General features: G+C 31.7%; 12 protein-coding genes and 1 pseudogene. 9 read left to right on the top strand and 4 right to left on the bottom strand.

The features are described from left to right. Nucleotides 1-497 precede the first annotated feature (497 nt). Together BN2665_RS01655 and BN2665_RS01650 are read left to right on the top strand one after the other, a co-directional pair. Nucleotides 498-1,607 carry an amidase domain-containing protein gene (locus BN2665_RS01655; RefSeq protein WP_055665374.1) on the top strand — a complete coding sequence of 370 codons (1,110 nt, stop codon included), beginning with the start codon at nucleotides 498-500 and terminating at the stop codon, nucleotides 1,605-1,607. Between the two features lie 11 nt (nucleotides 1,608-1,618). Next, nucleotides 1,619-2,077, top strand: a complete 459-nt coding sequence (locus BN2665_RS01650; protein WP_055665373.1) for a DUF4829 domain-containing protein — start codon at nucleotides 1,619-1,621, stop codon at nucleotides 2,075-2,077. A 36-nt stretch (nucleotides 2,078-2,113) separates the two neighbouring features. Here the strand turns inward: BN2665_RS01650 and BN2665_RS01645 are convergent, their stop codons facing one another. Together BN2665_RS01645 and BN2665_RS01640 are read right to left on the bottom strand one after the other, a co-directional pair. Beyond that, nucleotides 2,114-3,289: a class I SAM-dependent rRNA methyltransferase gene (locus BN2665_RS01645; protein ID WP_055665372.1), complete on the bottom strand. Its 1,176-nt coding sequence runs from the start codon at nucleotides 3,287-3,289 to the stop codon at nucleotides 2,114-2,116. Nucleotides 3,290-3,441: 152 nt separating this feature from the next. Further along, nucleotides 3,442-3,675, bottom strand: coding sequence for a hypothetical protein (locus BN2665_RS01640; RefSeq protein ID WP_055665371.1), 234 nt, complete (start codon nucleotides 3,673-3,675; stop codon nucleotides 3,442-3,444). A gap of 224 nt (nucleotides 3,676-3,899) precedes the next feature. Here BN2665_RS01640 and BN2665_RS01635 point away from each other — a divergent pair. The 7 genes and pseudogenes from BN2665_RS01635 to BN2665_RS01605 form a co-directional block, all read left to right on the top strand. Beyond that, nucleotides 3,900-4,321 (top strand): annotated as a pseudogene (locus tag BN2665_RS01635) (IS607 family transposase); the annotation flags it as partial. Nucleotide 4,322: 1 nt separating this feature from the next. Then, nucleotides 4,323-5,450: an RNA-guided endonuclease InsQ/TnpB family protein gene (locus tag BN2665_RS01630; protein ID WP_055665370.1), complete on the top strand. Its 1,128-nt coding sequence runs from the start codon at nucleotides 4,323-4,325 to the stop codon at nucleotides 5,448-5,450. A gap of 179 nt (nucleotides 5,451-5,629) precedes the next feature. Further along, nucleotides 5,630-6,187 (top strand): sigma-70 family RNA polymerase sigma factor, encoded by a 558-nt coding sequence (locus tag BN2665_RS01625; protein ID WP_055665369.1) that lies wholly within the window; start codon nucleotides 5,630-5,632, stop codon nucleotides 6,185-6,187. Between the two features lie 2 nt (nucleotides 6,188-6,189). Then, entirely contained in the window at nucleotides 6,190-6,507 is a 318-nt protein-coding gene (locus tag BN2665_RS01620; RefSeq protein WP_055665368.1) for a hypothetical protein, read from the top strand. Then, nucleotides 6,500-7,111 (top strand): zinc ribbon domain-containing protein, encoded by a 612-nt coding sequence (locus BN2665_RS26620; protein WP_055665367.1) that lies wholly within the window; start codon nucleotides 6,500-6,502, stop codon nucleotides 7,109-7,111. The genes BN2665_RS01620 and BN2665_RS26620 overlap by 8 nt, the downstream gene beginning before the upstream one ends. A gap of 16 nt (nucleotides 7,112-7,127) precedes the next feature. Then, nucleotides 7,128-7,511 (top strand): hypothetical protein, encoded by a 384-nt coding sequence (locus tag BN2665_RS01610; protein ID WP_055665366.1) that lies wholly within the window; start codon nucleotides 7,128-7,130, stop codon nucleotides 7,509-7,511. Between the two features lie 140 nt (nucleotides 7,512-7,651). Then, entirely contained in the window at nucleotides 7,652-9,589 is a 1,938-nt protein-coding gene (locus BN2665_RS01605) for an ABC-F family ATP-binding cassette domain-containing protein (protein WP_055665365.1), read from the top strand. Between the two features lie 295 nt (nucleotides 9,590-9,884). Here the strand turns inward: BN2665_RS01605 and BN2665_RS01600 are convergent. Next, a protein-coding gene (locus BN2665_RS01600; protein ID WP_423229840.1) for an IS1182 family transposase occupies nucleotides 9,885-11,248 on the bottom strand; the annotation gives its coding sequence in 2 pieces (ribosomal slippage) (nucleotides 9,885-10,861 and nucleotides 10,861-11,248; 1,365 coding nt in all). 143 nt (nucleotides 11,249-11,391) lie between these two features. Next, entirely contained in the window at nucleotides 11,392-11,604 is a 213-nt protein-coding gene (locus tag BN2665_RS01595) for a (2Fe-2S)-binding protein (protein WP_055665364.1), read from the bottom strand. Nucleotides 11,605-11,686: the final 82 nt, after the last annotated feature.

Here is an 11,686-nt window from a genome sequence, read left to right as displayed (position 1 = left end):
AATTTGGTTTTCGCATACTATAATTATACAACATTTGCGGGGCTTTCGAGCCCCGCATTTTCTATATCTGAAATAAAACAGGGCTGCTACACAGCTAACTATTTAGTTAGTTGTGCAACAGCCCCTTATTTTTTATTCTGTTTAAGATATTAGAGAGAGAGTTCTGAAATTAATTAACATTATTATATAATATGAAAATATATAGCAAACACTAAAATTTAAAATTTTAATGTTCTAAAATCATGTTTTAATTCCCAATAAGTTTACATATATGTATTAATATGATATGGTTGATACATTAAAGACAAAATAATTCCATATTTGTAGTAATTTTTGAAATATTTTACACTAGAATTATACGATGTAAAAGAGTGCATTAAATAAAGAAGGGAGGTAATTAAATACTTAGTAGTTACTGTCTTATTAACGTACAGAAAAAATTCATATGAGAACGTTTAAAATGTATTTATTGAAAGAATATATTGGAGGGGTAGATCGTGAGAAGAATAAGGAAATTAATAGGTAAATTTTGCATAACCTCATTTGTGCTTTTTGTAGTTATGCTTGCCAATAGTATACAAAGCGTACATGCAGGTGTTGATAGAAATTATAGCGATGATGAGCAGATTAAAAGTTTAATAAATAATTATTTTGCTTTGGAATTTGAAGAGTTAAAATATAAAGATGTAAAATATACTATTAATGATTTGGTAGACAATGGATCGTTAAGTAAGTTTAAAGCTACTAAATTAAAGTTAGACAAGCTTTGGTATAAGAAAATTAGCGATAATATTAAAGATTACAAATTATGTATTGATTATTTATCATTAGATATTAATGATGATGAAGCAATAGTAACTTTGAGAAAAAGCGTAGATTTTTCATTTGAAAATTCACCTGAGATAGTACAAAAGATAAGAAATGAAGAGCATAAAGTATATTTAAAGAAGCATAGCGGTAAATGGAAAATTAAAAATGATTATTATAACAATATATTATTAGGAGAAGAGTTCCAAGGGTTAAATAACTCGAATGCATTAGAAAGTAAAACTGCGTTATTAGAAGAGAATATTAGGAACATAGAGGAAATCGTTAAGAAATTTAGCACAACAAAGTATAATAATAATTCAAATCAAGCGAATGCTATGATATATAGTAATTATTATGGGCCATATGCTGCATCTTATGCAATTAGGTACGCTGAAGACTATAATCTTGATTACAGCAATTATAATGGTAAAGGTGGAGATTGCACTAACTTTGTCTCACAAGCACTATTAGCAGGAGGGTTACCTAGTGATAGTACTTGGTATAAAGATAGCAATGCATGGATAAGGGTAATAGAATTAAGGAATTGGTTAATAAATAAAGGTTATGCTACTGAACATACGTGGAATAACAACTGCAAAGAAGGAGATGTAATACAATTTTATAATAATGCTTATAAAGAATGGCGTCATTCGGTCATTATAACATACAGACGTCCAGATAGTGGATTGTTGTTTGTGTCAGGTCATGCACCAGATGTAGTAAATGTTAGCGTAAGTTATTTCTTTCAATATAATGCTAACTTAACGGATACTAGATATCTGAGGCTAACTAGCTAGATTTAATAGGGGTGATTAAAATTAATAAGAAAAAAACTATTATCACTATTATTGCATCTGTAGTAATAGTTTTAACCATAGGTTTTCTAATATTTAATAGAAGTAGCAAACCAGAAAAGCTTATAAGCAAAAATATTGAAAGTTTAATAAAGAAAGATGTAAAATCCTATAACTCAACTATGGATTCTAGAAAACAAGAAAGTCCGGAAAAATTTGGTGAGGCTGTTAAAGATATAAAGATAACTAGTATTAAAGAAATAGCTAAAGAGGATTTTAAGCAATATGGCTTTGACGCTCTTACAAGGCAAAAGGGACTATCAGAGGAGAATACAAAGATATTTATTGTAGATAAAGATGTAGAATATTATGAACATATTCAGACTTCTAGAGATTCAGGAAAGGCTCAAGGGTATTATATATTAACAAAGAAAAATAACAGGTGGATAATTCATGAGTGGTGGGATTTTTAGTATGTACATTAAAAAAGCGACGAAGGTCGCTTTTTTTTACACTACCTGAAAAACAAAGAATTTCAAATAATAGGATTCATCAGAGCTCCAAAGGATTGGATGATCCGCAGATTGAGTTCTAAATTCTACTTGTCTCAATACTCTATTGGCATCTCTAGCTGCTTCTGCAATAGTGCTCTTTAATAGGTCTTCCTTCATAAAATGAGAGCAGGAGCAGGTCACAAAGTAGCCGCCAGGTTTAACCATTTTTAGTCCTCTTAGGTTGATTTCTTTATAGCCTCTTTTAGCGCCGTTCACTGTGTCTCTTGACTTTGTAAAGGCTGGAGGATCTAATATCACCACATCGAATTTTCTGCCTTCCTTAGCCCATTTAGGCAGGATATCAAAAGCATTGTGACATTCAAACTTAACAACATCCTCTAAATTATTAAGCTTAGAGTTCTTTGCAGCAAAATCTACAGCGTGCTGGGATACATCTATACCCAAAACACTTTTAGCGCCAGCAATGCCTGCGTTTAAGGCAAAGGAGCCCGTATGAGTAAAGCAATCTAAAACCTCAGCATCCTTACAGATTCTATGTATAGCCTTTCTATTTTCCTTTTGGTCTAGGAAAAAGCCTGTTTTTTGGCCATTCTCTATATCTACATAATATTTAACGCCGTTTTCCGTGATTTGCACCATGGTATCGAAAGGTTCAGTCAAGAAGCCCTTTTTTTGCTCTAAACCCTCTAGTTCTCTTGAAGCTATATCGCTTCTCTCATAAACTCCTTTGGCCTTATAATCTTCTACTAAAATCTTTGTAATGATATCCCTATATCTGTCCATACCCAAAGAGGATATCTGTATAACAAAATAATCCTCAAACTTATCTATGGTGAGTCCAGGGAGGAAATCTGCTTCCCCAAATAAAAATCTACAGCTGGAGGTATCTATAATTTGCTCTCTATAGCTCCAAGCATCTTTAAATCTTTTTCTGAAAAAGTCCTCATTTATAGCCTCATCTATATCTCTAGTCATTATTCTTAGGGCTATCTTGGATTGATCATTTATGTAGCCCTTACCTATGAATTGATTTTTAAAATTATATATTTCTACTATGTCTCCATTTGTATATTCGCCATCATAACCCTCAATTTCATCTGTATATATCCATGGATGACCGTTTTCTGCTTTTCTACCCATACCTTTATGTAAATAGAATTTACATGCCATTAAAGTGTTCATCTCCTCACATTTAAATTACTTTAAGATTATACCATAAACTATAGGGAAACAATACGAAAAACTTAATATATAAAGGTTCTAATATGGCGCCATATACCAAGGCTAAATTATAAAAGTCCAGAGCATACAGCTCTAGACCCTTATAATTTTCCAAGCATATCCTTTATTATATCTACCTGCTCAATACCTATACCCATTCTACTAGCAATAGTAGATGAGTCCATACCTACGTGGATGCATTCTTTGAATTTTTTTAGATTATCTGGACTGGTTATTATATCCTCTACCACTCTGCTATCTTTTTCAGATATGCTCTTTAGGTGATTCTCTACTTTATCAAATAAATTCATTTCCTTTAACTTTTCCCAAGACATAAAAATCCCTCCATAAAATATATATTTAATTACAAATTTATCTTTCCCATAAAAATATTTTTTATTTTATGAACCGATAATATAATGGGACGTAAAACATATATGAAGGGGGGGATGATAACAGTTAATAAAATATTATAGAAGTTTATATAACATTCTTAAATTTGTATAATGTTTATATTATAAGAAATTTTTTAGGAATTAAAGGTATTGAAACTAAAACTAAAAAAGTAATAGGATACTGTAGAATTACTTCCTATAAACAAAAAGACGATTTAGAACGTCAGATTGAAAATGTAAAAATATACATGATTATTAAAGGCTATCAATTTGAAGTCATTACTGATGTAGGAAGTGGAATTAACTACAATAAAAAAGGGTTACACCAATTAATAGATATGATAACTAATTCAGAAGTTGAAAAGATAGTAATTCTATATAAAGATAGATTATTGAGATTTGGGTTTGAAATCATAGAAAATCTTTGTAATAAGTATGGAACTACTATAGAAATTATAGATAATACTGAAAAAACAATCGATGCGGAATTAGTTGAAGATTTAACTCAAATTGTACAGTCTTTAGTTGTAGACTACAAGGCAAGAGAGCAAATAAAGCTAAAGAAATGATTAAGGAGCTATTGTAAGATGATAACATCAACGAAGGTTAGGCTAGAACCTAATAATAAGCAAAACACTAAATTGTTTCAAAGTTCTGGAACAGCAAGGTGGGCATATAACTGGGTTTTAAGTAAACAAGAAGAAAACTATAAAAATGGTGGCAAATTTTTATCTGATAGTATTTTAAGAAAAGACCTAACTCAATTAAAGAAAACAGAAGAATTAAAATGGCTTAATGATTATAGTAATAACATAACTAAACAAGCTATAAAAGACAGTTGTGAAGCTTATAAAAAATTCTTCAAGGGATTATCAGATAAACCTAAATTCAAGAGCAGAAAGAGGTCAAAACTTTCTTTTTATCAAGATACTGAAAAAATAAAGTTTACTGAAACTCATGTAAGACTTGAAAAAATAGGTTGGGTAAAGCTTTCAGAGCATAATAGAATACCTACAAACTCAAAATATAGTAATCCAAGGGTTAGTTTTGATGGTGTTCATTGGTATGTGTCAGTAGGTATTGAGTTAAATCAAATACAATTAGAATTAATCGACAAAAGTATTGGTATAGATGTCGGAATTAAAGATTTGGCAATGTGTTCACATAAAGAAAAACCCTATAAAAATATTAACAAGACCAAAAGAGTTAAAAACTTAGAAAAGAAATTATGTAGATTGCAACGTAAAGTATCAAGAAAATATGAAAAAAATAGAGAAGGGGGGAGTTACGTAAAGACAGGCAACATTATAAAACTTGAAAAGAGCATTAAAAAGTTACACAAAAAGCTTGATAATATTAGAACTGATTACAGACATAAAGTAACTACAGAGATTGTGAAAGCCAAACCTTCTCGAATAGTTATGGAAAATCTAAATATTAGTGGTATGCTTAAAAATAAGCATTTATCAAAAGCAGTTGCACAGCAAAGCTTATATGAATTTAAAACTATGATTAAATATAAAGCTGAAAGATGCAATATTGAATTTGTAGAAGCTGATAAGTGGTATCCTTCATCAAAGACTTGTAGCAAATGTGGTTATGTTAAACCTAAATTATCACTATCAGAAAGAACCTTTATATGTGAATGTTGTGGAGCTGTTATAGATAGGGATAGAAATGCTAGTATTAATTTATCAAGATATAAAGTATCATAAAGCACTTTAACGAATTATGATACTGTGTAGGGTGAGTTACACCCGAATTTACGCCCTCGGAGTGTTATATCAAACGAAAGTAGCATTTTGCAAAATCGGACACATTGAACAGGGAAGTAAACAGAAACTTTTATAATGTTATTAGAGAGTTTTATAAGTTTTACGTAACGGGAACAATATTGGAAGATAAATATATATTTAATTTATTTAAATCTAATAGAGAAGAAGCTTTAGAGCTTCTTGTGGATAAATACAAAAACCCCCTTTATAAATTTTGCTTTCATATATGCAGAAACCAGCAGGAAGCAGAAGAACTATTTCAAGATACTTGGATGAAGGTTTTTAAAAACTTTAATAGCTATGATGAAAATAAAAATTTTCAAACCTGGTTATTTACCATCGCTGTAAATTCTTATAAGGATAAGTATAGGAAGGCTAAAAGGTGGCTTAACAGGATTAAGGACTACTTTGATAATGAAGAGAAGAAGAGGGAAATAGAGAGTATTCAGAGCTTTCAAGGGATTCCAGAAGAACAGCTCATGATAAGGGATGAAAAAGAGAGCTTAATAAAAGCTGTGAGAACCCTAGAAGATAATTATAAAATTCCTCTGATTCTTTATTATTTTAAAGGCTTGAGTTATAAGGATATATCAGAAATAATGCAAATACCTGAGGGTACTATAAAATCAAGATTAAACACTGCAAGAAAAAAACTTAAGGAAATAATGGAGGTGTAGGCATGGAAGAGGAAAGATTAGAAGAATTACTTTTTGAAATAGGCAATGAAACTATGGAGCCAAGGAAAGAAGTGGTTATGAAAACAAAAGAAAGAATTAAGTATAATCCTTTGATATATTTGATTCCACTTAGTGTGCTGCTTAATGTAGTTTTTGGCGTTCTGATATCTACTATATTTTTAACATATTTTGATATAAAGCTTATATCCATAACCTTTATTTCTTTAGGGATTATTTCTAATACCATTATTTGCATATTACTTCTTAATGAAGGGTTGTTTAATGAAAAAATTAATTTAGGAGGATTTAGTCATGAGTAATATAATGGCATTACCTATTTTTATAATAATGATTTTAGGCTTAGTGGGGGTACCACTACTTTTAATAACTTTAGTATTGATGAAAAAGAAAAATAGAAGATATGATGGGGGTTATGTGGAGGGAGAGCCGAGTAAATTTAAATATCTATTTTGGACATTGATAACCTTAATATGCTTACCAGTGCTATTATTTTTTATAAGGGTTTTCCCATTAATACTATCTGAAGGAGCGGAATCCTTTAAAAATACCATTGCTATGGGAAGCATTTTTATTTTAATTATGGTATTTATAGCCTCTATAGCTTTTGCTATAGCTAGATTTGTGTATAATGATGCAAAGAAAAGAGGCATGGACCCATGGCTTTGGATGACAGTGGCAATTTTTATTCCCAATCTTATAGGGTTAATCATATATTTAGTGGCAAGAAACTCTTATGTGAATATAGATAATAAGCAATGTATAAATTGCGGAAGAACCATAAACAAAGATTTTAAGCTTTGCCCCTATTGTGGAAAAGATTTAAATAATACCTGTAGCCAATGTGGAAGTACTGTGGATGAATCTTGGAAAATGTGTCCTTACTGTGGAAAAGATTTAAAGTAAGTTTGGGGAGGATATTATGAGAAAAAATTATTGTAAGTATTTATTAATAGTAGCTATGATGTTCTTGCTTGGGGGTTGTAGCTATAGCAAGGGTATAAAAATAATGTCAACAGAAAGTAATACGTTTAGCAAAAAGTCAGCCAGCTTTAAAAAGTTTGATGGAGAGGATAAGAAAATAATCATCTTAAAAAAGGGTGAGAACCTTGAGCTTAACTATAAAAAAACTGTGGAATCAGGAGAGCTTGATATTAAGGTCATGCACAAGGATGAAATACTTTTAGACTTAAAGGAAAACTCAGGGAAAGAAACCATAACTGCAAAGGATAGTGGAGAATATATAGTATCAATAAAAGGCAAAGCTGCAAAGGGCAGCTATGAAGTAAAATGGGATAAAAAATAAATATGTTTAAATTTATTATAATACCTGCAATTCTACGTGGAATGCAGGTATTATTTTGCCATAGATTATAGGTAGAATAATAGTCTGAGTTAATATATAATTATAAGGGTATTTAGTCTTTTACTGAGGAAGGAGAAAATATGAATTTACTAACTTTAGAAAATATAACAAAGAGCTATAGTGAAAAAGTTCTTTTAAATAATATATCCCTAGGCATAAATGAAGGGGAAAAAATAGGATTAATTGGTGTAAATGGTACAGGAAAGAGTACCTTTTTAAAGATTATAGCTGGTATAGAGGTGGCGGATTTAGGAACTATAGTGAAAGGGAACAAGGTAAGAATTGAATATCTATCCCAGAATCCAGACTATGACCCTAATGCTACAGTTCTAGAACAGGTTTTTAAAGGTTCCTCACCAGAGATGGTGCTTTTAAGGGAGTATGAGCAGCTGTTAGAAAAAATAAATCACCCTAAGGCTACAGAGGACTTAGAGAAACTAAATAGAAGATTAATAGAGCTCCAAGGAAAGATAGATGCATTAAATGCTTGGGAGCTTGAAAGCGAAGCTAAAAGTATTTTAACTCAATTAGGCATCACAGACTTTGAAGCAAAAATAGGATTACTATCCGGCGGTCAAAAGAAGAGGGTATCCCTAGCTAGCGCACTTATAACCCCTTGTGAGCTTCTAATTTTAGATGAACCCACAAACCATATGGATAATGATACTATTGGTTGGTTAGAGAAATATTTAAATGGGAGAAAAGGATCTTTGCTCATGATAACCCATGATAGATATTTCCTAGATAGGGTTACTAATAGGATACTGGAGCTTCATAATGGCAATTTATATAGCTATGCTGGTAATTACAGTATATTTTTGGAAAAGAAAGCAGAAAGAGAAGAATTAAAACTGGCTAGTGAGAAGAAAAGAGAAAACTTATATAGAAGAGAATTAGCATGGATAAAAAGAGGGGCTAAGGCTAGAACCACTAAGCAAAAGGCCAGAATCCAAAGATTTGAGGATATAGAAGAACAAAGGATTGATATTAAAGAAGAAAAATTAGATATATCAGTATTAGGCAGAAGATTAGGCAAAAAGATTATAGAGCTTAAAAATATAAATAAAAGCTACGATGCTTTAAAGCTTATTGAGGATTTTAGTTACATTTTATTAAGAGAAGACAGAATAGGTATAGTAGGCCCTAATGGGATAGGAAAATCAACTTTGATGAATATAATCAACGGAGATATATTGCCTGATAGCGGTGAAGTAAATAGAGGAGAGACTATAAAGATAGGCTTCTTCTCCCAAGAAAACGCCTTTATGGATGAAGCCATGAGGGTTATTGACTATATAAAAGAAGTGGGAGAATATCTTCCTACAGCTGATGGCTACAGAATAACAGCATCTCAGATGCTGGAGAGATTTTTGTTTAATGGAAGCATACAGTATGCACCTATCGGAAAGCTTTCAGGAGGAGAAAAGAGAAGGTTATATCTGTTAAGAGCACTTATGTCAGAGCCTAATATATTATTACTGGATGAGCCTACTAATGATTTAGATATTCAAACTTTAACTATATTAGAAGACTACTTAGATAGCTTTGAAGGAGCCATCATTGCCGTATCCCATGACAGGTATTTCTTAGATAGGATATGTAATAAAATCTTCTCCTATGAAGGCAATGGAAAAATAAAGCAATATAACGGGAACTATGAAGATTACATTGAAAGCTTAAAAGCTATGGAACAATCAGCTTCAGAGGATAGCAAGAAGAATAAAGAAAAGCCTATAAAGGAACAAGCTGTAGAAAGCAAAGCTGATAAGAAAGAAAAGCCTATTAAATTTACCTTTAAGGAGCAAAAGGAATTTGAAGAAATTGACGGAGTTATTGAAGCTTTGGAGAATAAAATCTCTGAGATAGGTATTAAAATCGAAGGAGCTGCTTCAGATTTTCTATTATTACAAGAACTATTAAAGGAAAAAGAGGAATTAGAAAAAGCCTTAGAAGAAAAATATGATAGATGGACTTACTTAAATGAACTAGCAGAAAAAATAGAAGCACAGAAAAAATAAAAATTGCGAAGCAATTTTTATTAAGGGAATTTATAAAGCGTGGCTAATGTTTAGCCACGGCTTTTTAGAAAATATAATTAAAGATTTTTCGTAGAGTAGCGAAGAAAAATCCTCCTCAATTGTGCATTGTGCATTGTGAACTGTGAATTCAAAAAAAGCGACCTTGGTCGCTCAGGATGTTGAAAAACCCCATCGGATTTTATGAAAATCCTGATGAGGTTTTTTAACAGCAAAAAAATCCATACTGTGGGCGTAGGTAGGTGAAAAACTCACGTAAAAATTGGTATTTTCTCTCCTAAGAGTACGAGCATTGGCGTGATAACACCAATGCAATCTTCTTTATATTCTGTGCTACTGATGTTAGTAGGCACTGTTCACTAACTTTGGGTAATCCGCGGAAGCGAGCGTAGCGAAGCCCATGCAGTTCTTTTGAATCTGCAAAGCTTCGCTCAATAGTTTCCTTTCTACGTTTATAGATACCGTTACCTTTATCAGATCTAAGAAAGTCAAAAACCTTTTCCTTTAACTCCTCCCATACATGCCGTCTAATTGTCCTGACATCAGCTTTATCTGATGTCAAGCACTTTTCTCGTAACGAACAATTATCACAGTAGAACTTATCACTTACATATTCTTTATATCCTTGTCTTGTTGTTGTCTTATAACGCAATGGTGCTGCACCTGGACAAACATATAGATCATGTTCAGGTACATACTGAAATCTTAGTTTAGTAAATTTGCCTTTTACATGTGGTCCCATTCTAAAACCTAACACTGCCTGATAACTTTTTTCTGAGAGTTTCTTTATAGTTGGAGCTGTTGAATATCCTGCATCAGCTACTGCATACTTAGTATCAAACTTAAATTTGTCTATTATTGTGTCAACTCTATCCACATAAGGTTCGTCATCATTGATATTTCCAGGGGTTACGTAGCTATCAAGGATAATGTTATACCTACCATCAACAGTTCTATGCTCAAGGTAAAAGAACCCTTTTGGCTTTCCATCTCTTGTCATAAATCCGCTATCTGGATCAGTTGTACTTACTTTTCTATTCTTCTCTATTTTATCTGGAAGCTTTTTTTTTAGAGGTGTCTGACCATGGTCTTCTCTTGACTTATTTACTGCATCATCAAGATCATTTAGATAATCTTTGGTTGATGCAGTTATTTCTTCATTGGTGAATTTATTCTTATTGGCATTTGCCTTTATATGTGTAGAATCTGTATAAAGTATCTTGCCACTTACCAGTTTTATGTCAATAGAATTTCCACTATTTTATCAAATATCTTCTGGTATACATCTGATTCGCTAAAGCGCTTAGTTCTATTTTTGCTAATGGTTGAATGATCTGGAATCTTTTCTGATAACGAGAAACCCAAAAACCATCTATACGCTATATTAACTTCAATTTCTTCTACAAGTCTTCTTTCTGATCTTATTCCAAATATGTAACCTATCAGTAGCATCTTAAAAAGAACTATCGGGTCAATAGCTGGTCTGCCATTATCAAGACAGTAATACTCCTTTGTTAATTCTCTAATAAACGAGAAATCAATGCACTTATCAATCTTTCGTAACAAATGATTTTGTGGAACCAAGTTTTCAATATATACTAATTCTAGTTTCTGCTGTGCAGAATTATTTTCTTTAATCATGCTTTATCACCTCATACTATCCTATGAGTATAATATTCTACACCGAAGTTAAAAATCCTTTTTGCAAAGAAAAAATACCCGCCACAGCGGGTATTCCCATAAAATGTTTATCAACAGTCTGAGCGACCTTGGTCGCTTTTTTCCTACTTTCCATATTTATCTAAAAGCTCTTGTATCTTTGGAGTACATCTTCTACCAGAGCAACCACCAGAGCCAGCTCCTGTAGCCTTTTGAACCTCTTCTACAGTTCTTGCACCATTAGCAATGGCTTCCTTCATTTTAGATCTTGGTATAGCTTTGCATAAACATACCTTAGTCAATTTATCCATAATCATTTCATTTGCATTATTTTCCATAGTTATCTCCCTTTCAAGTCTCATATCATTAAAATAATAAATAATATTAATAAATACATATTATCTATTAATATTATTAAAG

This window comes from Desnuesiella massiliensis (assembly GCF_001403615.1).
In the GTDB taxonomy this organism is placed as follows: domain Bacteria; phylum Bacillota; class Clostridia; order Clostridiales; family Clostridiaceae; genus Desnuesiella; species Desnuesiella massiliensis.
Note: the sequence above shows the minus strand (reverse complement) of the source record. Positions and strands in the feature narration are given on the sequence as shown.